A 21,164-nucleotide genomic window follows, 5' to 3' on the forward strand; every position below is an offset into this window, starting at 1 on the left:
CGTTAGCGGGTGAAAGGAGATCCTCATGCGCCTTCCCCCCATCGCGACCGTCCTCGGCGGCCTCCTGCTCAGCCGCGGGGGACGACGGATGGCCGGCCGCCACGCCGGAAAGCTGGCCCTCGCCACCCTCGCCCTGCAGCTGTGGCAGAGCCGCCGGACCGGCGGCGCCGCCGGTGCGAACCGCCCGGGGCGGCGCTGGAGCGGCCGGCGCCCCTGAGGCTCTGGACGGACGCCACGTCAACGGCTCACAACGGGCGCTGGACCGGAGCTGCGCCCATGATCGTCGTCCATCACCTGAACGATTCCCGCTCGCAGCGGGTGCTGTGGCTGCTCGAGGAGCTGGGGGCGCCCTACGAGATCCGGCGCTACGAGCGCGACCCGAAGACGCTGCTTGCGCCGGCGGCGCTGCGGGCCGTGCATCCGCTGGGCAAGTCGCCGGTGATCGAACACGACGGCGTCGTGGTCGCGGAGACGGGGGCGATCATCGAGCACCTACTGGAGGCGTTCCCGAACTCCGGTCTGCGGCCGGCGCCCGGCACGCCGGAGGCCCGCCGCTTCACCTACTGGATGCACTACGCCGAGGGCTCGGCGATGACGCCGCTGCTGCTCAAGCTGGTCTTCAGCCAGGTTCCGAAACGGACGCCTATGCTCATACGGCCCGTGGCGAAGGCGATCACGCGCAAGGTCGACGCCTCGTTCATCGCGCCGCAGATCGCCGACCACATCGCCTGGTGGGAAGCCGAGCTGGGGCGTGGCGGCTGGTTCGCCGGAGACGCCTTCACCGCGGCGGACATCATGATGAGCTTCCCGCTCGAAGCGGCCGGGTCGCGCATCGGCTTCGGCCCCGACCGACCCCGCTGCCGTGAATTCCTGCGGCGCATCCACGCCCGTCCCGCCTGGCGCCGGGCGCTGGAGCGGGGCGGCGAGTATGCGTACGCCCCCGCCCCGGAATGAACACGATCGGGACAGCAACCCCCTGAAAGTCCCCGCGTTAAGGCTCCATGCGCCTGAAGATCATCCAGATCGTCGCCGCCCTGGCGGCCGCCGTCGCCTTCCTGCTGGCCTTCATGGCCGCCGGCGTGGTGTTCGTGTCGACCCTGTTCATGGCGGCGGGCCTGGCGGCCGTCGCCTGGCTGGCGTGGAGCCTGATCCGGCAGGTCGGGACACGCGGTCGCAAGCCCGCCCGCCTGACCCGCCCTTGAACCTTTCCTCCGGGCGCCCTACCCTCTTGGGCCGGTCGCGCGCGCCCTGCGATCCCTGTGCCGAGTCGTCTTTCAGTCGGGCGTAACAAGAAACTCACGACATCATGGAAAAAGTGCCGATGACGGCCGAGGGCTACCGTGTCCTCGACGATCAGCTGAAGCAATTGAAGTCGGTCGAAAGGCCGAGCGTGATCGCGGCCATTTCCGAGGCCCGCGAGCACGGCGACCTGTCCGAGAACGCCGAGTACCACGCGGCCAAGGAGCGGCAGGGCTGGATCGAGGGCCAGATCGCCGAGATCGAGGACAAGATCAGCCGCGCCCAGGTCATCGACGTGACCAAGCTGTCGGGGGACCAGGTCAAGTTCGGCGCCACCGTGACCGTCGTGGACGAGGACACGGAAGAGGAAGGCACCTACCAGATCGTCGGCGAGCATGAAGCTGACGTGAAGGCGGGCAAGATCTCCGTCTCCTCCCCGATCGCCCGCGCCCTGATCTCCAAGGAGGTCGGCGATGTGGTCGAGGTCAACACGCCCGGCGGCGTGAAGGCCTACGAAATCCTCAAGGTCGAGTGGAAGTAGGCTCCACGAGCCCGCTTTCGATCCAGGTCGTCTCCGACGGCCGGATCGGCATGGAAAACCAGGCGCTGGGGTTGGCGGAGGCCCTCCAGCGCCTTTCGCCGTCTTCGAACATCTCGGTCCGTCGCGTGAAGTGGCGCAAGGCCTTCGACCGGCTGCCCTCGGCGCTGAAGGCGCCGTGGATGCTGGACCCGTCTTCCGATCGGGTTTTTCCGGCCACGGGAGAGCCCTGGCCGGACGTGTGGATCGCCACCGGCCGGGCCACCCTGCCCCTGTCGCTGATGGCCAGGCGCCGATCGGGCGGGCGGACCTTCGTGGTCCAGACCCAGGACCCGCGCTGGCGCACCGGCGACTTCGATCTTGTGGTGGCGCCCCGGCATGACCGCGTCGAGGGAGCGAACGTGCTGTCAATCACCGGCTCGCCGCATCGGGTGACGCCAGAGCGCTTGGCCGAGGGGGCGAAAGCGTTTGCCGATCGGCTCGAAGCTCTCCCTCGTCCACGCTTAGCCGTGCTCATCGGCGGGAAGTCGCGGGCTCATGACCTGCCGGAAGCGCACGCCGCGGAGCTGGCGGAGCAGATCGCGGCGGCCATAGCGGCGGCCGGCGGCTCGCTGATGCTGACCTTCTCGCGGCGCACGCCTGAAGCGGCGAAAGCGGCGATGACCGCGCGCCTGTCGCGCTGGCCGGGCTGGATCTGGGACGGGACCGGGGCCAACCCGTACTTCGCCTTCCTGCACCATGCCGACCACGTGCTGGTCACCGAGGACAGCGCCAACATGGCCGCCGAGGCGGCGTCGACGGGCAAGCCGGTGCACATCCTGCCGATGGTCGCGCTGAAAGCCGGCGACAAGTTCGACCGCCTGCACGCCGACCTGCGCGCGCGCGAGGCGGCGCGGCCGTTCGACGGGACTCTGGAAGGGTGGAGCTACGAGCCGTTGGCTGAGACGGAGCGTGCGGCGCGAGAGGTGCTGGACCGCATGGGACGGCGTTAGTCCCCGGCAGGGGGAGGGGCAGGGGTCAGTCGCCGCCCGCATCCGCTCCATCGTCCGTATATGGCCCGTCGCCGTCCTTGTCGCTCCGCCTCGCCTTTCCCGCGCCCATCGCGACGCCGATGGCCAGTCCGACGCCGATCTCGACGCCAATGCCGACGGGGATGTTGTCCATCGCCACGCCAAGGCCGGCGCCGATGGCCACACCCAGCGCGAGGCCGATGCCGAGGTGGTTGGGCCTTTCCATTTCTGACTCCCGGTTGCGGGGTGGGGCCGCGAAAGTCTAGCCTTCCTGCATGATGCTCGCCGCTCTCGCCTTTGCCGCCGCCTTGGGAACGCCGCAGCAGGCGGCCAAGTTCGTCGTTCCCGTGGCGCTCGACAAGGCCGTGGCCGGCAGCCTCGGCCCGGGCGATCCGAGGGGCGACACCGGCGCCTATTTCGACTGCTTCAGCTTCAGCGGCAGCGAGGGACAGAGGCTGACCGTTCGCCTTCGGTCCGCCGCGTTCGAGCCTCTGCTGGTGTTGCGCCGCGGCGCGGCCTGCGACGGCAACCTCCTGTACGTGGCCCACGGAGACGGGGACGAGGCGGTGGTCCGAACCGATCTGGGCTACACCGAAACCTACTCGCTGACGGTACGCAGCGCCGAAGCAGGCGTAACGGGCCCCTACGACCTGACTTTCGGAGACGCTGCGCCGCGCCCCCGGCAGGCGCCGGCGATCCAGCAACCGGGCTTCCAGCCTGACCGGGTGTCCGAGGGCTGCGGCTATCGCCCGGGGTCCGGCCGCCTCGTGCCCGTCACCTACGGCGTGTTCTCCGAAGATCCCGCACCGCCCTTCGCGGACCGGTGGGGCGCCGCTTACCGCACCGCCGACGGATGGGGCCCGCTGTCGGACACCCCGTTCACGGCGGCGGACGGCCGCGCGTGGTTCATCAACAACGAAACCATCACGGTCGACGGCGTCGCCTACCGCAAGCATGGGTTGCCCCGGGTCTACGGATTGCGGGAGCTGGCGTATCGCGGCGAGCACGACGGTGTCGGCGTGTTCGAGTTCGCGGAGACCGGCCCCGATCCGCACGCGGGTCACGCCCATATGGCCGGCGCGATCGACTCCGGCGAGCTGATCCAGGTGCTGGTCCGGCCCGCCGGCTGTGAATTCCAGCCGTATCGGCCCGCGTAGCGTCTCCCGCCAGCGGTGAATCGCGCCTAGATAGGCGCATGAGCACTCCCCGCACCGTCCGTGTCGCCATCATCGGATCCGGCCCTGCCGGCTGGACCGCCGCCATCTACGCCGCCCGCGCCATGCTGAACCCGGTGGTCATCGCCGGCCTGCAGCCCGGCGGTCAGCTGACCATCACCACCGACGTGGAGAACTATCCCGGCTTCGCCGACGTCATCCAGGGCCCCTGGCTGATGGAGCAGATGCAGAAGCAGGCCGAGCACGTCGGCACCGAGGTGATCCACGACATCGTGGTCAAGGCCGACCTGTCCCGGCGGCCCTTCCGGCTGACGCTGGACTCCGGAACAGAGCTTCTGGCCGAGACGGTGATCATCTCCACCGGGGCCCAGGCCAAGTGGCTGGGGCTGGAGAGCGAGGCCAAATACCAGGGCTTCGGCGTGTCGGCCTGCGCCACCTGCGACGGCTTCTTCTTCCGCGGCAAGGAGGTGATCGTGGTCGGCGGCGGCAACACCGCCGTCGAAGAGGCGCTGTTCCTGACCAACTTCGCCTCCAAGGTCACCGTCGTGCACCGCCGCGACGAGTTCCGCGCCGAGCGCATCCTGCAGGACCGGCTGTTCGCCAATCCGAAGGTCGAAGTGGTCTGGGACTCGGCCATCGACGAGGTGCTGGGGACCGAGACCGACGGCGGCCTGACCGTCACCGGCGCGCGGCTGAAGAACGTCAAGACCGGCGAGACCCGCGAGGTCTCGGCCGACGGGGTGTTCATCGCCATCGGCCACGCCCCGTCGTCGGAGCTGTTCGCCGGCCAGCTCGAGACCAAGGCCGGGGGCTATCTGGTGGTCAAGCCGGGCACCGCCGCGACAGCGATCGAAGGCGTCTGGGCCGCCGGCGACGTCACCGACGATATCTACCGCCAGGCCGTGACCGCGGCGGGGATGGGGTGCATGGCGGCGCTGGAGGCTGTGCGCTTCCTGGCCGAGCAGGACCACAAGGCCGAGGGGCATCCGATCCCGCACAAGGAAGCGGAGAAGATCGGGGTCTGGTGACCCCCGAAGCTCAGCCGAAAAGCTGCAACTGCGGCGGCGCGTACTGGACCGGCTCGCCGGTGCGGCGGCGCAAGGCGTAGTCGACGGCCGTCTGCACGGCCCTCTCGTCGGTGGGCTTGGAGAGCACGCCGATGGTGCCGGCGACGCCGTTCCGGACCATGCCGGGATTGGCGGTCATGAACAGCACCGTGACGCCGATCTCCTGTCCCAGCTCCCGCCCCAGCTCGATGCCGGTCGGGCCGTCGGAAAGGTGGATGTCGACCAGCGCCAGATCGACCTCGGTCTCGCGCACGATATTGCGCGCCGTTCGTGCGTCGGCGGCGGTCCCGACCACCTGGTGGCCGAGATCCTCCAGCACGAAGCGGAGCTCCATGGCGACGAGGGCCTCGTCTTCGACGATGAGGATGCGAGCGGTCATTTCAGGGCAGGCGGATCAGGCGGGGAGGCAGTTTCTCATTGGTACGCACTACGGCGCCGGGAGTGAACGCCCCGTTTCGTTCAGGGTTTCAGTCGGATGTCGTGGTTGCGACATTTAGCGCCGCCCGCCGGCGGGACAGGGCGGTGGCGGGCAGGTCGGCGACGACGCGCAACCCCTCCCGCGCCCAGGTGCGCGTCAGGCGACCGCCCAGCTGTCCTTCGACGGAAAGCGTGGCAAGCGAGGCCCCGAAGCCCGACCGCTCCGGCTCGCCCTCGACCGGCGGACCGCCGTGCTCGGTCCAGCTGAGCACGAAACGGTCGTCGGTGCGGCGGGTGTCGAGGTCGACCCAGCCGCCCTCGGCCGACAGCGCTCCGTACTTGGCGGCGTTGGTGGCCAGCTCGTGGAACAGCAGGGCGACCGAGGTCGCCGCCTGGTCGTCGAAGCTGGCGTCGTCGCCGGTGAGGCGCACGCGAGCGCCGCCGTCGGCTCCGGCGTAGGCCTTGAACAGGTCGGTGAGGAAGGCGTGCAGGGTCATCGAGCCGACCGTGGGGCGGGAGGACTCGGTGTGGGGCCGGACGAACTCGTGGGCGCGAGCGAGGGCGTTGATGCGGGTTCGCACGGCGGCCGCGAAGCCCTTCGCCTCCGGGAAGCGGCGAGCGGACAGGGCGATCAGGGCCGAGACCACCGCGAAGATGTTCTTGATGCGGTGGCTGAGCTCCTGGCTGAGCAACTCCTTGGCCTGCTCCATGCGCTTGAGATCGTCGATGTCGGTGCAGGTGCCGTACCAGCGGACGATCTGGCCGGCCTCGTTGCGCAGCGGCATGGCGCGACCCAGGGTCCAGCGATAGACGCCGTCGTGGCGGCGCAGGCGGTATTCGATCTCGTACGGCTCGCCGGTCTCCAGCGAGTGACGCCAGCGCTCCCAGGCGCGGGCCTGATCCTCCGGGTGGAACATGCCGTTCCAGCCCTCGCCGTCGGTCGAGCCGTCGGGCACGCCGGTGAACTCGTACCAGCGCGCGTTGTAGTAGTCGTGGAAGCCGTCGGGCCGGGTCGACCAGACCATCTGCGGCATGGCGTCGGCGATGGCGGCGAGGGCCTCGCGCCGGTCGCGCTGATCATCGGCGGTCAGCATCGGGTCAGGGTGTCGCACGCACGGACCTCAAGCGGCGCCGTGCGCCTTCTTCGGTTCATTAATGCCAAGATTGGCCAGACGTTGCACGTCCGGAACGCGGATTTCAGGACGCCGGGCGGCCGACTTCCTCAACCTCCATCGCCACCACGCCTGGCGCGGGCGGCGCCGGCGCGGCGACGGGCGCGGGCGCCGGATTCTCGAAGGCGGCCAGCCGCTCGTTGATCGCGGCGATGTCGGAGGCGGTCGGCTGGCGACGGCCGCCCAGGGACGCGACCCCCACCACCCGGGTCTGGCCGTCGATCTCGACCGTGCGGACTGCGGCGTCGGCCTCGGCCTCGGCCTTCGCATCCGCGTCGGCGGCCAGTTGCAGGCGCGGACGGGCGAAGCGCGCTTCGTCGATGGCCGGCTCGCGCCCGGCATAGGCCTGCCGGAAGGCGGCGGGTTCGCCGTAGATCCCCTTCCAGCGATAGAAGATGTGGGCCCCGATCTGGGTCAGCTTGTTGAGGGTCGGCGCCCACCACGGGCGGACATAGTCGGCGTGATAGTGGGTGGCGGTGCCGACGCGGGCGGCGACGTGGCCGGCCAGGGCGCGGTCGGCGACCCGCTGCGCGCGATCCCACGCCCAGCGCACGGGCGCATGCGCCAGCGAACCGTCGCAGGTGAAGCTGAACTGGCAGCCGGTGGTCCGCTCGGCCCCCTCGAACACGACGCCGCAGATGGTGCTGGCGTAGTTCGGGTCGCGAACGCGGTTGAGGACCACCTGGGCGACGGCCTCCTGACCCTCAGTCGGCTCGAGCGCCGCCTCGTAATAGATCGCCTGGGCCAGGCAGCGGCGGGCGCGACGACGATCCTCGACGGTGGCCGGGCGGAACTCGAACGGCTTGGCCGGGCGCAGCAGGCCCTCCGCCCCCGGCGTGGCGGCGTTGAGACGCATCGCCTCGATTCCGTTGGCGCCGAGGTCCAGCGTCGGCTTGCCGGCCAGGGTCAGGCTCTCCCACCCCGGAGTCAGGCCGTAGAGCGCCGGGCGACGCTCGCCCGGATCGTGGCGCAGGGCGATGGCCAGCTGGGACGGGGTCATGCGCGCGGTGATGGCGGCCAAGCCCTTATCCGACAGATCCCCGCGGGTGAGCTGGCGCACGGTCTCGGCGCGACGGTCGATCTCCGGACGCGGCGTCGAGGACGCCGCCATGGCCACGCCGGCCGCGGCCAGCGCCGCCGGCGCGGCGGCCGCCACCCGTCGGATCGTCCTGTTCAGCCCTGTCCAGTCTATGGCCAATCCCGGCTCCATCGAGGGAAGGTCGCGCCGTTCGTCTGCCTGCCAAGCGCGGCGCTTTTCAGGCGAGAAAGCGTCGTTAGGTCAAGAGGAAAGCATCGTTGTCCATGTGGGGACTTCCGCGCCTGAGTCCAGATCCGGCCTTGCGGCGACCGGTGTCGCGGGCGAGGGTCGGGGTCGCTCCGGGGCCGGTCCCGACCGGAACGCATTGCGGGGCAAGGCGTTGCTGTAGGTTCGCGCACGCGCGGTGTTGGGGGCTGAATGGGCGCGGTCACGGGCCTTCGTAGACTGGTGGACATCGATTGGGGCGTGCGCCGGCTGGCGCGCGTGGGCCGTCGTCCGTGGTGGGCGTCGGTGCTGATTGGTCTGGCCTGCGCCGCCGCCATGCTGCTCCTGCGCAAGCTGCTGTCCGGCTTCTACGCCGAGGTCACCGGCTTCATGATCCTGCTGCCGGCGGTGATCGCTGCGGCTCTGGCCGGCGGGCGCATCGCCGGCCTGACCGCCCTCTTCACCTGCCTGTTCGGCGGCTGGCTGATCGTCGGGTGGGGCGCGCTGGGAGCGGGCGTCGGCAACCGCCTGGGCGTGGTGGCGACCACGAACTTCATCGTCGTCGGCCTGTTCTCGACCGTCGTCGCGGCCTCGCTGCGCAAGACGTTGTGGCGCCTCGACGCCACCGTGGAGGACCTGCAGGCGTCCGCGGCGCGGATCGACGAGACCGAGGGGCGGCTGCATCTGATCAGCGAACTGGCCCCGGTGATGCTGTGGATGAGCGACGAGCACGGCGCCTGCGTGCATCTGAACGAGGCGCTGCGCCGGTTCTGGGGGCTCGCCGACAGCGGGGCCGATCTCGATTTCAGCCGCTTCCTGCATGCCGACGACCGCGAAAGGGTGCTGGCGACCACGATCGCCGCGGCGGAGACGCATCGTCGGTTCGAGGTTGAGGCGAGGTATCGCCGCGGCGACGGAGCCTGGCGGACCCTGCACACCGACGCCCGGCCGCGCTTCGATGCGGAAGGCGTCTTCCGCGGGATGATCGGCGTCAACGTCGATGTGACCGACGCCCGGGCCGCGGAAGCGGCGCTGCGCGAGCGCGAGGCGCAGCTGCAGGCCATGGTCGACCAGGCTTCGGCGGGGATCGCCCGGGTCGCCCTCGACGGCTCGATCCTGAGCGCCAACGCCCGATACGCAGAGATCCTCGGGGTCCCCTATGACAAGGTCGTGGGGCTGACCACCGAAGCCGTGAGTCATCCCGATGACCTCGAGCGCACCCGCGAGGCGTTGCGCGAGGCGCTGCGCAGCGGCGGCGCCCAGCTCGAGAAACGCTACCTCCGACCTGACGGCTCGGTCGTCTGGGTGGTCATCAGCCTCCGCGCCCTGACCGGCCCTGGCGGTCTCGTCGAGGGCTACATCGCGGTGATCGTGGACATCACCGACGCGAAGACCGCGGAAGCGGCGCTGCGCGAGAGCGAAGCCCGGTTCCGGCTCATGGCCGACACCGCGCCTTCCCCGGTCTGGCTGACCAACGCCGAGGGCGAGGTCGAATTCGCCAACAGCGCACTGGTCGACTTCTATGGCCAGCCGGCCGACCGGCTGCTCGGACACGTCTGGCGCACCGCGCTCCACCCGGAGGATGTGGCCCAGGTGGCGGAGGCGCAGGAGGCTCACCGTCCGTTGCGCGAGCCTTACGGCTTCGAAGCCCGGTTCCGCCGCGGCGACGGCGCCTGGCGCTGGATGCGGGTGGCCGTGAACCCGCGGTTCAGCGTCGACGGCGTGTTCCTCGGCTACGTCGGCATGTCGTTCGACGTGACCGACAGCCGTGAGGCGATCGAGGCCATGGCGCGACAGGAGCGACGCCAGTCGTTCCTTCTGGGCCTGATCGATTCGCTGCGGGACCTGACGACGCCGGAAGCGGTCATGGCGCGGGTGGAAGAGGCCCTGGGCGCCGAGCTGCGCGCCGCCCGCGTCGGTTACGGCGAGGTCGACCAGCAGCGCGGTCTGGTGTTCATGAGCCGCGACTGGACCACCGGGGTGGCCAGCGCCGCCGGCGAATTCCGGCTGGAGGACCTGGGGGCCGGCTTGATCGCCGACCTCGCGGAAGGCCGGACCATCCGCATCCGCGACGTGCGTGAGGATCCCCGAACCCTCGACGCGCTTCCCGTGTTCGAACGGCTGGGCACCCGCTCGCTGATGCGCACGCCCCTGATCCGGTCGGGGCGACTTCGCGCCTTCCTCTACGCCCACGATTCAGAAGCGCGCAGCTGGACCGACGAGGAATGCGACCTGCTTCAGGAGGTGGCCGCCCGCACCTGGGCGGAGATCGAACGCACCCGCGCGGAGGCCGAGGTGCGCGAGAGCGAGGAACGCTTCCGCGCCATCGCCGACACGGCGCCCGTTCTGATCTGGGTGACGGGCCCGGACCGGGTCCGCGCCTTCGTCAACCAGGCCTACGTCGCCTTCTCGGGCGGATCCTACGAAGAGGCGCGACTGCTCGAATGGCGGGAGATGCTTCATCCGGACGACCAGGAGCGGATCGTCGCCGAATCGCTGGCGGGCGAGGCCACGGGACAGCCGTTCTCGCTGGAGGCCCGCTATCGCCGGCACGATGGGGTCTATCGCTGGCTGAAGTCCTTCTCCCGCCCCCGCTTCGGCGCCGGCGGGGAGACCATCGGCTTCGTCGGCGTCGCCTTCGACGTCACCGAGATGCGGGAATCGCAGGCGCGGCTGCTGGAATCAGAAACACGTTTCCGCACCGTCGCCGACAGCGCGCCGGTGCAGATCTGGATGACCGACCCGGAGGGCGAGATCGCCTTCGCCAACCGGCGCTACAAGGCTTTCTTCAACGTTGGTGAGGAGAACCTGCGGCAGAGCTGGGCGGCGACCGCCGAGCGTTTCGGCCTGCAGGACTTTCGTGCGGCCTTCGAGCATGCGGTCGAGTTGCGCGACCGATTCCAGGGTTTGATGGAGATCGACCATCCGCAGCTCGGACGACGCTGGCTTCGCTGCGAAGGCATTCCGCGCTTCGACGGGGCGGGCCACTTCCAGGGTTATGTCGGCGCCAACATCGACATCACCGAAGCCAAGCGGGCCGAGCAGGATCTGAAGCGCATCAACGAGCTGCTGGAGGAACGGGTCGGAGAGGCGCTGGCCGAGAAGGCCAAGGCCGAGGCGGACCTCATGCACGCCCAAAGGATGGAAGCGGTCGGGCGCCTGACCGGCGGCGTGGCCCATGACTTCAACAACCTGCTGACGGTGGTCATCGGCGCCCTGGACATGATGCTGCGCTCCCCGGACGACCGGGCGCGCCAGCGCAAGCTGGGCGAAGCCGCCCTGGCCGCGGCGCGGCGGGGCGAAGGCCTGACCCACCAGTTGCTCGCCTTCTCGCGGCGCCAGGCGCTTCGACCCGAGCCGACCGACCTGAACGCCCTGATCCGGGAGAGCGAGCCCCTGCTCCGCCGGGCCGTGGGCGAGGCGATCGAGTTCCGCCTCAAGCTCCGGCGCGGCGGCGCAAGGGTCAACGTCGACCCCGCCCAGTTTGAGGCGGCGCTGCTGAATCTGGTGGTGAACGCCCGCGACGCGCTGGGCGACCGGGGCCGGGTCACCGTGCAGACCGAAAGCTGCACGGTCGCACCCGGCGAGGTCCCCGAACTGCCGGCGGGCGACTTCGTCTGCGTCAGCGTCACCGACAACGGCGCCGGCATGGACCCCGAGGTCATCGAACGCGCCTTCGAGCCCTTCTTCACGACCAAGGCCGTCGGCAAGGGAACCGGTCTGGGCCTGAGCCAGGTCTACGGCTTTGCGCGCCAGAGCGGAGGCAGCGTGCGGATCGACTCGACCGTGGGCGAGGGCACGCGGATTCGCATCTATCTGCCCCCGATCCAGCGTCGGGAGCGTACGCCGTCAGCGACCCCCGACGCCGGGACGGACGCAGGCCTCGCCGGTCGCCGTCTGCTGCTGGTCGAGGACGATCCCGGAGTCGCCGCCGTCGCCCTCGAGTTGCTGGAGACGCTGGGCCTCGAGGTGAGGAGCGCAGACACCGGCCCGCACGCCCTGGAGGCGCTCGAGGCGGAGCGGTTCGATCTGATGCTCAGCGACGTCGTCATGCCCGGCGGGATGACGGGCATCGAACTGGCGCGGCGCTGTGCGAGGGACTACCCCGAAATGCGCATCGTACTCACCTCCGGCTACGCCGGCGAGGACGTCGACGAGGCGCTGGCGGACGCGCCCTGGCCGTTTCTCCGCAAGCCCTATTCCGGCGAGCAACTGGCCCAGGTGCTGGGCGCCGGGCGCGGCCGTAACCCGGACGACTGACGGCGCCGGGCCCGCAGGCGGATCAGCGCTGTCGCGCCTTGCGAGCGGCGTAGCGGGCGTCGCGCGCCGCCTTCTGCTCTTCCTTGGTCAGCTGCTTCCGCTCCTTGCGCGCCGCGCGCTTGGCGGCGTCGACCGCCTCCTGCGCCGCCTGCTCGGCGGCCAGCCGCGCCGCTTCCTTTTCAGCCTTCTCGCGACGCGCTTCAGCCTTGGCCAGCTCGTGCTCCCGGCGCAGCGCCTCCTTCTCGGCGGCGCGCTTCTCGGAAAGCTTTTCGAACTCGGGGTCGGGCGCAGCGGGCTTGGGCTTGAAGCGGGCCAGGAGCGCCTTCTTGGCCTCCTGTTGGGCGGCGAGGCGGTCGGTGAAGGCGGTCTGTTTCAGATCTCTCATGCGAGGAGTCGTCGTGTCCTTGAGCGGGGGGTCGGGTGCAGGCGAGCGCAGGACGAGCGACGCTCAGCCCCGGGCGGCCCGGCTAACCCCATATAGGGAGGGAAAGCAAGATTTGGAGGCCGCCGCGGGCGCCGCGGCGTCGCAGGTGTGTCAGTTCGGCTTCTCCGCATGACCGACGGCGGCCCCTGCCGCTCCGCCGACGGCGGCGCCGACGGGTCCGGCCACGACAGCGCCGGCGACGGCCCCCGTCGCCGCCTTTTGCTCGATCGTCGCCCCGCAGGCGGCCGTGGCGAGCGCCAAGCCGGCGATGGCGAGGGTGGTGCTGAAGGTGCGCATGATGAGGTCTCCTGTGCCGCTTCCAACGCCACCGTGGCCGCGGCGGTTCCGCCGGAGCCGGTCAGTTCACGGTCACGAACGGAATCTTGCCCCGGCTATTGCGGCACTTTTCCCGGCCCCGGATAAGCTGACATCGCCCGCGCCTGTGAAGACCTTGTGCATCGCAATACAGTATATCATGCCCGATCTTGGGATGATGACCCGGAGCGCCCCAAGAAAACTATCCACATACATCACACAGGCGTCGCGATGTTGCGCCGCACCTGAATCTTGCGAATCGACCACATTGACGCCACAAACGGCTGGCTAAAGGCGCCTCCTTTGACGCCCCGGCTGTTCGCCGAGCGTCGATACACCGCAGCCGGTTCGCGACCCGTTCGTCGCCCGGCCGCGAGACTACCCGGGGGCGGCACTGCGCCCTGCCGAACAGGATTGAGCCCTTGCCGACTCCCTCGCAGACGCGTGCGACCCCGACTGCCGATCATGTGGCCCGGATCCGGCCCGCGACGGCGGCGGCGCTGTTCGGCGCGTTGCTGGGACTGGGCGTCGGCGGAGCCTGGCTGGGCGGGGCGGCGGCCAAGGCCTCGACCTTGAGAACGCAGGCGGAGCGACTTGAAGGCGCCACGGCTGCCGGCTTCACCGAGGAAGCGCTGGCCGCGGCAGCGGGGGGTCTGGACGAGAGCGCCCTTTCCATCGCCCGCAGACACGACCCCTACACCGTCGCCGGGGCCGCCCGTCGGGACCGGCAGGCCGAACTGCTCACCGCCCGACTGGAGCAGCTGCGCGCCGGAGCGGCCGAAGGCGGCCTGCGCCGCGCCAGCCTGACCGGACCGACAGCGGCCGAACCCTTCCGCCTCGGCACCGCGCTCGACGCCTCGCGCGACCTCGAGTGCCTGACCCAAGCCGCCTATTATGAAGCCCGCGGCGAGGGCCGCGACGGCATGCGCGCCGTTGTCCAGGTGGTGCTCAACCGGGTGCGCCACCAAGCCTTCCCGAACAGCGTCTGCGGCGTCGTCTTCCAAGGGGCCGGACGCCGCACCGGTTGCCAGTTCAGCTTCACCTGCAACGGCTCGATGCGCGGCCGTGTCAACCGCGCGGCCTGGAACCGCGCCCGCGATATCGCCTCCGCGGGCCTGTCCGGCGAGGTCTTCCCGCGCGTCGGCAACGCCACCCATTTCCACACCACGGCCGTTGCGCCCGGCTGGAGGCATACGCTTGTCCGCGTCGGGCAGGTCGGCGACCACCTGTTCTACCGCTTCGGCGGCCGCGCGGGATCGCGGTCGGCTTTCTCCTACGCCGCCCGTCCGTCCGCCCCCGCCGAGGCTCCGCGCTTGGTGCAGGCCAGCCTCGATCCCACCGGGCCGGCTCGCGACGCGGGCGCCATCGCCTACAACCTGCTCCTGGCCCAGGAAGGCCGCGCCCCGGTCGAGGCCCCCGCGCCGTCGCCGGTCGCCGCGCCAGCGAACCCGGTCGTCGCCCCACCGCCGGCCGCGCCTGCAGCGCCGGCCTCGCGCCCGGCCGTGCGCGCCGCCGCTCCGGCCCAGGCGGACGCGCCGGCCGTTCCGGTCGTCTGACGGCGGTCAGGCGTCACGATGGCCCTTGGACGAGCGATGCTCGTCCATGTGGCTGTGCTTGAGGTCGCGCTCGCCCCCTCCGCCCGAGATCTTGCTGTTGCGCGGATTGGTCGGACCGCCCTCGCGCGGATCCTCGAACGCGGGCGGCTCCTGTTTCGCATTCTGGTGGCTGGAGCCCGGACCGCCCCAGCGCTTCTCGTCGACGGGCTCCGGCGTGTGCTGGTTGTTGTCGGTCATGATCAGCGGTCCTGCTGGTGGCCTTGGTGGGTGGTGTTCTGCTTGATGTTGCCGAAGCGGCCCTGCTCGCCGGTGTTGACGTCGGCGTCGCCCGGCTGGCCGGACTGGGCCCCGGTGCGCAGGTCGCGGCGATCGACGGCGGCGGCGTCCTCGACGCTCTGCGCGCCCTTGTCGGCGTAGCTGCGCTGTTCCTTCGGGATCTTCGGGGCGTGGGTCATGACGGTCTCCTTCCGTTGTGAAGGAGAACCACCAGCGGCCGCCGCCGTTCCGTAGCGCGGTTCGCCGGTCAGCCCGGCAGGGCGTCGAGGCCGATGTCCAGCGACGGCGCCGAGTGGGTCAGGGCGCCCACCGAGATCACGTCCACGCCCGTCTCCGCGATGCCGCGGACGGTGTCGAGATTGACCCCGCCTGACGCTTCCAGCATCGGACGTCCGGCGAGGTCCTTCACCCGACCGACCGCCTCGCGCAGCATCGGCAGGGTGAAGTTGTCGAGCATGATCACATCGGGACGCTCGGCTAGGGCCTCGTCCAGCTGGTCCAGTCCGTCGACCTCGACCTCGACCTTCATCAGGTGTCCGGCGGCGGCGCGGGCCCGGCGCACCGCCTCCCCTACCCCCCCGCAGACGGCGACGTGGTTATCCTTGATCAGGATGGCGTCGTCGAGGCCGAAGCGGTGGTTGAGGCCGCCGCCGCACAGCACGGCGTGCTTCTCGAGCGCCCGCAGTCCCGGCGTGGTCTTGCGGGTGTCGGCGATGCGCGCGCCCGTTCCGGCCACGGCCTCCACATAGGTTCGCGTCAGCGTGGCGATGCCGCACAGCCGGCCGAGCAGGTTGAGCGCGGTGCGCTCGGCCGCCAACAGGGCGCGGGCGTCGGCCTCGACCTCCACCAGCGTCGCCCCGGCCTCGAAGGCCGCGCCGTCGCGCAGGCGGGGCTCGACCGTGGCGGCGGGATCGAGGGTCCGAGCCGCCAGCCGCACGCAGTCGAGCCCGGCCAGCACGCCGGGCTTGCGGGCGACGAAGGCGGCGCGCAGGCGCGCGCCCTCGGGAATACAGGCCCGGGCCGTGACATCGCCGGTCCGGCCGAGATCCTCGGCCAGAGCCAGGCGCACGACGGGCTCGATCAGCAGGTCGGGCAGCGACGGGATCATCCGGACCTCGGCAGTCATTCGGCGGGGACGAGAGCGGGCTGGCGCAGCCGCGTGTGACGGGCCTCGGCGGCCGCCTCCGGGAAGTCGGCGCGATAGTGGCCGCCGCGGCTCTCGCGACGGGCCAGCGCCGCCTCGGCGATGAGGCGCGCGGCCACCGACGGCAGCGCCGGGACCCGGCCGGCGTCCAGCTGGTCCAGGGTGGCGATCAGATTGGTCAGACCCGGTCCGGTGCGGATCACCCCGGCCAGTTCGCTCATCGCCAGACGCAGGCGCGCCAGGGGGCGTGGCTGCAGGTCCGGCGCCGGCCGGCGCGCAGGAGGGATGCGGCCCCCGCCCGCGAACTCGGCCGCGGCGGCGCGCCCCGTGCGGCGGCCGAAGGCGGCCGCCTCCAGCAGGGAGTTGGACGCCAGCCGGTTGGCCCCGTGCACCCCGGCGGCGGCGCATTCCCCGACCGCGAACAGGCCCGGCAGGGTGGTGCGCCCGTCGAGGTCGGCGGCGATCCCGCCCATGTGGTAGTGGGCCGCGGCGGCGACGGGGATCGGTTCTTCGCGCGGGTCGAGCCCGGCGCGCATGCAGGCCGCGAACACCGCCGGGAAGGCCTCGGGGAAGTGCGCACCGACAGCCGCGCGGGCGTCGAGGAAGGCCCCGCGGCCGTCGCTGCGGGCCGCGTGCACGGCGCGGGCGACGACATCGCGCGGGGCGAGGTCGGCGTCGGCGGCCGCCCCGAGAAGATAGGCGCCGGCGTGGTCGACCAGCCGCGCCCCCTCGCCGCGCAGGGCCTCGGTGGCCAGCGGCATGGGGTCGAGTCCGACGTCGATCGCGGTCGGATGGAACTGGACGAATTCGGGATCGAGGATCTCGGCGCCGGCCTGCCAGGCCAGGGCCATGCCTTCACCGAGCAGGGCGGTGGGGGTGGTGGTGCGCGCGTACAGGCCGCCGGCCCCGCCGGTCGCCAGCACCACGGCCGGAGCGATGACTTCCACCAGCCGGCCGCCGCATTCGATCAGCGCGCCGCGGACCCGGCCGTCGGCGTCCTGCAGCAGGCCGCGCAGGCGGGCGTCCTCCCAGATCTGCACATGCGGCGCGGCGCGGACGGCCGCAACCAGGGCGGAGAGGATGGCCCGGCCGGCGCCGTCGCCGCCGACCCGGGCGACGCGGGGACGGGAGTGCGCCGCCTCGCGGCTGACGGCGAAGCCGCCGGCGGCGTCGCGGTCGAAGGGCGCGCCGAGCCGGACCAGCCACTCGACGGTGGCGCGGCCCTCGGCGGTCAGCGCCCGGGCCGCCTCGGGGTCGACCAGACCCGCCCCCGCCGCGGCGGTGTCGGCTGCATGAAGCTCCGGCGTGTCGGAGGCCGTCAGGGCCGCCGCCACGCCGCCCTGGGCCCAGGCCGAGGAGCAGGCCTGCAGCAACGGCGCGGGGGTCGCCACCAGCGTCGGGCGGGGCGCCGTCTCCAGCGCGGCCGAGAGGCCGGCGAGGCCGCCGCCGATGATCAGCGGCCCGTCCTGGACGATCCGGGCCGTCAACGACCGATCCCGAGGTAGCCGCCGGCGACGGACAGGGCCCCGGGCAGGGAGCCTTCGGCCAGCGGCATCAGGGCCGCCACGCCGACGCCGGCGCAGGCGATCGCCGTCCCCACGTAGAGAGCGACGCTCGACAGGGACTCTCGCGCCGTCAGGGGCCGGCCCTCGGGTCGCCAGGCGCCGCGCTTGAGGTGGCCGATCAGGGCGATGCCGAGGAAGACGGCGAGGATGAAGCGGCCAGTGGTCAGACCCCACCAGACCACGAGCACGCCGACCGCGATCATGGCGAGGCGCTCCAGCATCGGGTGGATGCCCGCGAGCACGGGCCCAAGCGCCTTGGAGCCGTCCAGCGGCGGGGCTGGAGCCAGGTTGACCAGGTTGATCAGGGCGATGATCGCCGCGCCGAGCAGCCAGGCGGCCTGGCCGGTGGCGATGAAGCCGGCGAAGAAGGGTATCGCCGCCAGCAGGCCGAAGAACGGCCCGGCCAGCGAGACCAGCACGCCGTGCCATTCGCTCTGCGGCAGACGCTGGCTGCGGGCCACGCCGCCGAGGAAGGGGATGATGTAGATCCGCGCGGGGCCCATGCCGAGGCGGTTCATCGCCAGCACGTGGCCGTACTCGTGCACGAACAGCCCCCAGATGGCGGCGACGGCGATAACCCAGCTGCCGCTCAGCCACCAGATGAAGCCGCCCAGCAGCAGGGTCGAGACGATCGCCCAGACCGGATGCTGGCCCTTGTCCAGCGGCGGCTCGGCGGCGGCCGCGCGCGCGGGCGCCGGCTCCGCCCGGGATGCGGGCGCGGCCTCTTCCGGCTTGGGGTCCCAGGGGCCGGGGCGGCGGGGGGCTTCGGTGTCGCTCATCTGCCCGACGTGGCCTTTTCCGCGCGCAGCCACAAGGCCACGAGGGCGAGAAGTCGCAGGCTGCGGCGATCCACCTTCGCCACCGCCCGCAGGGGCGGCGTGTAGTGCATCAGATCAGCTCCACCGCCACGTGATGCCGGGCCTTGATCATGTCGTAGCGGGCCGGAACGGCCGGCGGCGGCAGGTCGATCATGCGCTGCACCGCCAGACGGGCGCGCTCGGCCATGTCCTCGGGCACGGTCACCTCGAACTGCATGTTCACCAGGCAGTCGCGGATGTTCTCCAGGGTGATCCGCTTCATGTGCGGGCACAGGTTGCAGGGGCCGATGAACTGGACGCCTTCGACGTCGCCGGCGACGTTCGACGCCATCGAGCATTCGGTGATCATCACCACCTGCTTCGGCTTCCGCGCCGTCACGTAGTCGGTCATGGCCGCGGTCGAGCCGGCGAAATCGGCCGCCGCCAGCACCTCCTCGGGGCACTCCGGGTGGGCCAGGATCTCGGCTCCCGGATACGCCGCGCGCATATCGGCGATGTCGTCGGCGGTAAAACGCTCGTGCACCTCGCAGCGGCCCTTCCAGGCGATGATGCCGATGTTAGTCTGCGCCGCCACGTTGCGGGCCAGGTATTCGTCGGGGATCAGGATGACCCGGTCGACGCCCCACTCCTTCGCCGCCCACTCGACCACCTGCACGGCGTTGGCGCTGGTGCAGCAGATGTCGGTCTCGGCCTTCACGTCGGCGGTGGTGTTCACATAGGTGACCACCGGCAGGCCCGGGTAGCGCTGCTTGATCAGGCGCACGTCGGCGCCGGTGATCGAACTGGCCAGCGAGCAGCCGGCGCGCAGGTCGGGGATGAGCACCGTCTTGTCCGGCGACAGGATCTTGGAGGTCTCGGCCATGAAGTGCACGCCGGCCTGGACGATCACCTTCGCCTTCGACTTCGCGGCCTCCTTCGCCAGACCGAGGCTGTCGCCGACGTAGTCGCCCACGCCGTGGAAGATCTCCGGCGTCATGTAGTTGTGGGCCAGGACAACGGCGTCGCGCTCGCGCTTCAGCGCGTTGATCTCGGCGATCAGCGCGGCCTGCGCCGGCCACTCCAGCGGCGTGACGTGGTCCTTGACCTTGGCCCACACCGGCGCGGTCGCCCGCTCCAGTTCCCTCGTCAGCCCGAACGCCCCGTCAGCCATTGCATCCACCCTTTTGCTCGATATGAGCAAATCAGAGGCCCGAAGAACGGCGGCCCGGCATCTCGCCCCGCCGCCGACTTATGCTCACTTTCAGCATAAGCAGCTACAATCTAGGCGGATCGCGGCGAAATGCAAGGGCTCAGCGGACCGGCGCCCCCTCGTGCGCCAGCAGCCAGCGCTTGCGCTCCAGCCCGCCGGCGTAGCCGGTCAGGGTTCCGTTCGCCCCGATCACGCGATGGCAGGGGACGATGACGGCGACCGGGTTCTGACCGTTGGCCAGACCGGCGGCGCGCACAGCCCTGGGCGCGCCCACCGCCGCCGCCAGCTGGCCGTAGCTGCGGGTTTCGCCGGCGGGAATGGCGCGCAGCGCGGCCCAGACCGCCCGCTGGAAGGCGGTGCCGGCGGTCCTGACCGTCAGCCCGTCCAGCGCCCGGACGTCTCCGGCGAAGTAGGCCTCCACCGCCCGGCGCACCGGTTCGGGGGCCCGACCTTCCACCAGCACCGGGTCGACGCCGCAGTGCCGGCGCAGCAGCCGGCGCATGCGCGCCTCGTAGTCGACGAAGTCCAGCGCGCGCACCGCGCCGTCGGCGTCGACCACCAGCAGGGCTTCGCCCACCGGCGTGGCGATGCGGTCGAGGGTCAGGGTCTCAGGCAGCGCGTTTCGCATCGTCGTTCTCCATCAGGTCTGCGACGTCGATCCCGGCCGCCACGAGGTGCAGGGCTCCGTAGGCGCGCCATGGACGCCAGGCCTCGGCGCGGGCGGCGAGCCGCGGGTCCTCGAGCCGGTCACTGGGCGCGTCGGCGCCCTCGTCCAGCCATCGGCCCGGCAGACGCAGCCCCGGCCGCGCCTCGACCAGCGGTCGCAGCACGGGATCGGCGGCGAGGTCGCGGGCGATCGCCTCGGGGTCGGCCGACAGGTCGAACAGCCGGCGCACGCGCGCCAGCGCGCCCGGCAGCGCCCTGAGGTCGTCGGCCTCGATGCAGAGCGAGACCCGGCCCTTCTCGCCGGGCTCGACGGTGATGAAGCCCCCGGCGCCGTCGATCTCGCGATCGAGATTCCGCGACCAGCGCCGGCCCTCCACCGCGTCGCCGCGCGCCGCCAGAGCCGCCAGCATGCCATCCCAGTCGTAGGGCGGGCGGTAGGGCAGGCTGAGCCGCACGCCGGCCAGCGCCTCGCGTTCGCCACGCCGGCGCAAGGCCGACGGCGGGCGGCCGTAGAGCGCCTGAAACGTCTCGTTGAAGCGGCGCACGCTGCCGAAGCCGGAGGCCAGCGCCACCTGGGCCATGGACAGGTCAGTCTGGTGGATCAGGGCCTTGGCCAGCAGCACGCGGCGGGTCTGGGCCACGCTCACCGGGGCGGCGCCGAGGTGCTGGCGGAACAGGCGGCGCAGATGGCGCTCGCCGACCCCGAGGCGCCCCGCCAGCGCGTCCACGTCGCCCTCGTCCAGCGCGCCCGCCTCGATCAGCGCCAGCGCCCGGCTGACGGTGTTGGAGGTGCCCCGCCACGCGCCCATGTCCGGCGCCGTCTCGGGGCGGCAGCGCAGACAGGCCCGGAAGCCGGCCTCCTCGGCCGCCGCAGCGGAGACGACGAAGAACATGTTCTCCCGCTTCGGCGTCCGCGCCGGGCAGACCGGGCGGCAGTAGATTCCCGTCGTCTTCACGCAGCCGAAGAAGCGCCCGTCGAAGCGCGCGTCGCGCGTCAGCACGGCGCGATAGCAGGCCTCCTGGTCGAGTTCGCGAGCGGTTTCCATGGCCGCCATCCTGCGCCTGCCCCGACCGCGAGTCTCGCGGTTTT

At 71.5% G+C, this 21,164-nt stretch carries 23 protein-coding genes; 9 read left to right on the forward strand and 14 right to left on the reverse strand.

Annotation, left to right across the window (positions count from 1 at the left end; all coding sequences use genetic code 11):
• Positions 1 to 25 precede the first annotated feature (25 nt).
• The 5 genes from BM333_RS11040 to BM333_RS11060 all read left to right on the forward strand — a co-directional run bounded on the left by BM333_RS11040 (position 26) and on the right by BM333_RS11060 (position 2,769).
• The gene (locus tag BM333_RS11040; RefSeq protein WP_092311253.1) at positions 26 to 217 is read left to right on the forward strand and encodes a cysteine protease; all 192 of its coding nucleotides are present in this window, start codon (positions 26 to 28) and stop codon (positions 215 to 217) included.
• A 59-nt stretch (positions 218 to 276) separates the two neighbouring features.
• Entirely contained in the window at positions 277 to 954 is a 678-nt protein-coding gene (locus BM333_RS11045; protein WP_092311256.1) for a glutathione S-transferase, read from the forward strand.
• A 47-nt stretch (positions 955 to 1,001) separates the two neighbouring features.
• Complete coding sequence (locus BM333_RS11050; RefSeq protein WP_092311259.1) at positions 1,002 to 1,202, forward strand: hypothetical protein; 201 nt, start codon at positions 1,002 to 1,004, stop codon at positions 1,200 to 1,202.
• A gap of 104 nt (positions 1,203 to 1,306) precedes the next feature.
• Entirely contained in the window at positions 1,307 to 1,780 is a 474-nt protein-coding gene (greA, locus tag BM333_RS11055) for a transcription elongation factor GreA (RefSeq protein WP_092311261.1), read from the forward strand.
• Positions 1,771 to 2,769 carry a mitochondrial fission ELM1 family protein gene (locus tag BM333_RS11060; protein ID WP_245777243.1) on the forward strand — a complete coding sequence of 333 codons (999 nt, stop codon included), beginning with the start codon at positions 1,771 to 1,773 and terminating at the stop codon, positions 2,767 to 2,769. The genes greA and BM333_RS11060 overlap by 10 nt, the downstream gene beginning before the upstream one ends.
• 25 nt (positions 2,770 to 2,794) lie before the next feature.
• On the opposite strand, the gene BM333_RS11065 is transcribed toward BM333_RS11060, so the two are convergent.
• A complete protein-coding gene (locus tag BM333_RS11065) occupies positions 2,795 to 3,013 on the reverse strand; it encodes a glycine zipper domain-containing protein (RefSeq protein WP_092311265.1) in 219 nt (72 codons plus the stop codon).
• Between the two features lie 49 nt (positions 3,014 to 3,062).
• On the opposite strand from BM333_RS11065, the gene BM333_RS11070 reads away from it, so the two are divergent.
• Complete coding sequence (locus BM333_RS11070; protein ID WP_092311268.1) at positions 3,063 to 3,944, forward strand: hypothetical protein; 882 nt, start codon at positions 3,063 to 3,065, stop codon at positions 3,942 to 3,944.
• A 38-nt stretch (positions 3,945 to 3,982) separates the two neighbouring features.
• On the forward strand, positions 3,983 to 4,990 hold the full coding sequence (gene trxB, locus BM333_RS11075) for a thioredoxin-disulfide reductase (protein ID WP_092311271.1): 1,008 nt from the start codon (positions 3,983 to 3,985) through the stop codon (positions 4,988 to 4,990).
• A gap of 10 nt (positions 4,991 to 5,000) precedes the next feature.
• Here trxB and BM333_RS11080 read toward each other — a convergent pair whose 3' ends face one another.
• The 3 genes from BM333_RS11080 to BM333_RS11090 all read right to left on the reverse strand — a co-directional run bounded on the left by BM333_RS11080 (position 5,001) and on the right by BM333_RS11090 (position 7,816).
• On the reverse strand, positions 5,001 to 5,408 hold the full coding sequence (locus BM333_RS11080) for a response regulator (protein ID WP_092311274.1): 408 nt from the start codon (positions 5,406 to 5,408) through the stop codon (positions 5,001 to 5,003).
• A gap of 88 nt (positions 5,409 to 5,496) precedes the next feature.
• Positions 5,497 to 6,540 (reverse strand): sensor histidine kinase, encoded by a 1,044-nt coding sequence (locus BM333_RS11085; RefSeq protein ID WP_092311277.1) that lies wholly within the window; start codon positions 6,538 to 6,540, stop codon positions 5,497 to 5,499.
• 103 nt (positions 6,541 to 6,643) lie between these two features.
• A complete protein-coding gene (locus BM333_RS11090; protein ID WP_245777244.1) occupies positions 6,644 to 7,816 on the reverse strand; it encodes a cell wall hydrolase in 1,173 nt (390 codons plus the stop codon).
• Between the two features lie 258 nt (positions 7,817 to 8,074).
• Between BM333_RS11090 and BM333_RS11095 the strand changes: the two genes are divergently transcribed.
• Positions 8,075 to 12,121: a PAS domain S-box protein gene (locus BM333_RS11095; RefSeq protein ID WP_092311284.1), complete on the forward strand. Its 4,047-nt coding sequence runs from the start codon at positions 8,075 to 8,077 to the stop codon at positions 12,119 to 12,121.
• Positions 12,122 to 12,143: 22 nt separating this feature from the next.
• Here BM333_RS11095 and BM333_RS11100 read toward each other — a convergent pair whose 3' ends face one another.
• Together BM333_RS11100 and BM333_RS11105 are read right to left on the reverse strand one after the other, a co-directional pair.
• Complete coding sequence (locus BM333_RS11100; protein ID WP_092311287.1) at positions 12,144 to 12,506, reverse strand: DUF6481 family protein; 363 nt, start codon at positions 12,504 to 12,506, stop codon at positions 12,144 to 12,146.
• Between the two features lie 150 nt (positions 12,507 to 12,656).
• The gene (locus tag BM333_RS11105) at positions 12,657 to 12,842 is read right to left on the reverse strand and encodes a hypothetical protein (RefSeq protein WP_092311290.1); all 186 of its coding nucleotides are present in this window, start codon (positions 12,840 to 12,842) and stop codon (positions 12,657 to 12,659) included.
• Between the two features lie 440 nt (positions 12,843 to 13,282).
• Here BM333_RS11105 and BM333_RS11110 point away from each other — a divergent pair, with 440 nt between their 5' ends.
• On the forward strand, positions 13,283 to 14,416 hold the full coding sequence (locus BM333_RS11110) for a cell wall hydrolase (RefSeq protein ID WP_092311293.1): 1,134 nt from the start codon (positions 13,283 to 13,285) through the stop codon (positions 14,414 to 14,416).
• A gap of 6 nt (positions 14,417 to 14,422) precedes the next feature.
• Here BM333_RS11110 and BM333_RS11115 read toward each other — a convergent pair whose 3' ends face one another.
• From BM333_RS11115 to BM333_RS11150, 8 genes are all read right to left on the reverse strand, one after another.
• Positions 14,423 to 14,653: a hypothetical protein gene (locus BM333_RS11115; RefSeq protein ID WP_092311296.1), complete on the reverse strand. Its 231-nt coding sequence runs from the start codon at positions 14,651 to 14,653 to the stop codon at positions 14,423 to 14,425.
• Positions 14,654 to 14,655: 2 nt separating this feature from the next.
• Complete coding sequence (locus BM333_RS11120; protein WP_092311299.1) at positions 14,656 to 14,871, reverse strand: hypothetical protein; 216 nt, start codon at positions 14,869 to 14,871, stop codon at positions 14,656 to 14,658.
• 68 nt (positions 14,872 to 14,939) lie between these two features.
• The gene (gene nadC / locus BM333_RS11125) at positions 14,940 to 15,800 is read right to left on the reverse strand and encodes a carboxylating nicotinate-nucleotide diphosphorylase (protein WP_092311302.1); all 861 of its coding nucleotides are present in this window, start codon (positions 15,798 to 15,800) and stop codon (positions 14,940 to 14,942) included.
• Positions 15,801 to 15,814: 14 nt separating this feature from the next.
• Positions 15,815 to 17,323 (reverse strand): L-aspartate oxidase, encoded by a 1,509-nt coding sequence (locus tag BM333_RS11130; RefSeq protein WP_092311305.1) that lies wholly within the window; start codon positions 17,321 to 17,323, stop codon positions 15,815 to 15,817.
• Positions 17,320 to 18,180: a metalloprotease gene (locus BM333_RS11135; RefSeq protein WP_092311308.1), complete on the reverse strand. Its 861-nt coding sequence runs from the start codon at positions 18,178 to 18,180 to the stop codon at positions 17,320 to 17,322. Before BM333_RS11135 ends, BM333_RS11130 begins: the two co-directional genes overlap by 4 nt.
• A gap of 109 nt (positions 18,181 to 18,289) precedes the next feature.
• A complete protein-coding gene (gene nadA / locus BM333_RS11140) occupies positions 18,290 to 19,369 on the reverse strand; it encodes a quinolinate synthase NadA (protein ID WP_092311311.1) in 1,080 nt (359 codons plus the stop codon).
• A 139-nt stretch (positions 19,370 to 19,508) separates the two neighbouring features.
• Complete coding sequence (locus BM333_RS11145; protein WP_092311314.1) at positions 19,509 to 20,036, reverse strand: methylated-DNA--[protein]-cysteine S-methyltransferase; 528 nt, start codon at positions 20,034 to 20,036, stop codon at positions 19,509 to 19,511.
• Complete coding sequence (locus tag BM333_RS11150) at positions 20,017 to 21,120, reverse strand: bifunctional transcriptional activator/DNA repair enzyme AdaA (RefSeq protein WP_092311317.1); 1,104 nt, start codon at positions 21,118 to 21,120, stop codon at positions 20,017 to 20,019. The genes BM333_RS11145 and BM333_RS11150 overlap by 20 nt, the downstream gene beginning before the upstream one ends.
• Positions 21,121 to 21,164 lie beyond the last annotated feature (44 nt).

Origin of the sequence: Brevundimonas viscosa (genome assembly GCF_900116065.1) — a bacterium.
Taxonomy (GTDB): Bacteria; Pseudomonadota; Alphaproteobacteria; order Caulobacterales; family Caulobacteraceae; genus Brevundimonas; species Brevundimonas viscosa.

Excerpts from the sequence above, each read along its gene's own strand:
- BM333_RS11040 (WP_092311253.1), top strand. The coding sequence starts at position 26 with ATGCGCCTTCCCCCCATCGCGACCGTCCTCGGCGGCCTCCTGCTCAGC.
- BM333_RS11045 (WP_092311256.1), top strand. The coding sequence starts at position 277 with ATGATCGTCGTCCATCACCTGAACGATTCCCGCTCGCAGCGGGTGCTG.
- BM333_RS11050 (WP_092311259.1), top strand. The coding sequence starts at position 1,002 with ATGCGCCTGAAGATCATCCAGATCGTCGCCGCCCTGGCGGCCGCCGTC.
- greA (WP_092311261.1), top strand. The coding sequence starts at position 1,307 with ATGGAAAAAGTGCCGATGACGGCCGAGGGCTACCGTGTCCTCGACGAT.
- BM333_RS11065 (WP_092311265.1), bottom strand. The coding sequence starts at position 3,013 with ATGGAAAGGCCCAACCACCTCGGCATCGGCCTCGCGCTGGGTGTGGCC.
- BM333_RS11070 (WP_092311268.1), top strand. The coding sequence starts at position 3,063 with ATGATGCTCGCCGCTCTCGCCTTTGCCGCCGCCTTGGGAACGCCGCAG.
- trxB (WP_092311271.1), top strand. The coding sequence starts at position 3,983 with ATGAGCACTCCCCGCACCGTCCGTGTCGCCATCATCGGATCCGGCCCT.
- BM333_RS11080 (WP_092311274.1), bottom strand. The coding sequence starts at position 5,408 with ATGACCGCTCGCATCCTCATCGTCGAAGACGAGGCCCTCGTCGCCATG.
- BM333_RS11085 (WP_092311277.1), bottom strand. The coding sequence starts at position 6,540 with ATGCTGACCGCCGATGATCAGCGCGACCGGCGCGAGGCCCTCGCCGCC.
- BM333_RS11095 (WP_092311284.1), top strand. The coding sequence starts at position 8,075 with ATGGGCGCGGTCACGGGCCTTCGTAGACTGGTGGACATCGATTGGGGC.
- BM333_RS11100 (WP_092311287.1), bottom strand. The coding sequence starts at position 12,506 with ATGAGAGATCTGAAACAGACCGCCTTCACCGACCGCCTCGCCGCCCAA.
- BM333_RS11105 (WP_092311290.1), bottom strand. The coding sequence starts at position 12,842 with ATGCGCACCTTCAGCACCACCCTCGCCATCGCCGGCTTGGCGCTCGCC.
- BM333_RS11115 (WP_092311296.1), bottom strand. The coding sequence starts at position 14,653 with ATGACCGACAACAACCAGCACACGCCGGAGCCCGTCGACGAGAAGCGC.
- BM333_RS11120 (WP_092311299.1), bottom strand. The coding sequence starts at position 14,871 with ATGACCCACGCCCCGAAGATCCCGAAGGAACAGCGCAGCTACGCCGAC.
- nadC (WP_092311302.1), bottom strand. The coding sequence starts at position 15,800 with ATGATCCCGTCGCTGCCCGACCTGCTGATCGAGCCCGTCGTGCGCCTG.
- BM333_RS11135 (WP_092311308.1), bottom strand. The coding sequence starts at position 18,180 with ATGAGCGACACCGAAGCCCCCCGCCGCCCCGGCCCCTGGGACCCCAAG.
- nadA (WP_092311311.1), bottom strand. The coding sequence starts at position 19,369 with ATGGCTGACGGGGCGTTCGGGCTGACGAGGGAACTGGAGCGGGCGACC.
- BM333_RS11145 (WP_092311314.1), bottom strand. The coding sequence starts at position 20,036 with ATGCGAAACGCGCTGCCTGAGACCCTGACCCTCGACCGCATCGCCACG.
- BM333_RS11150 (WP_092311317.1), bottom strand. The coding sequence starts at position 21,120 with ATGGAAACCGCTCGCGAACTCGACCAGGAGGCCTGCTATCGCGCCGTG.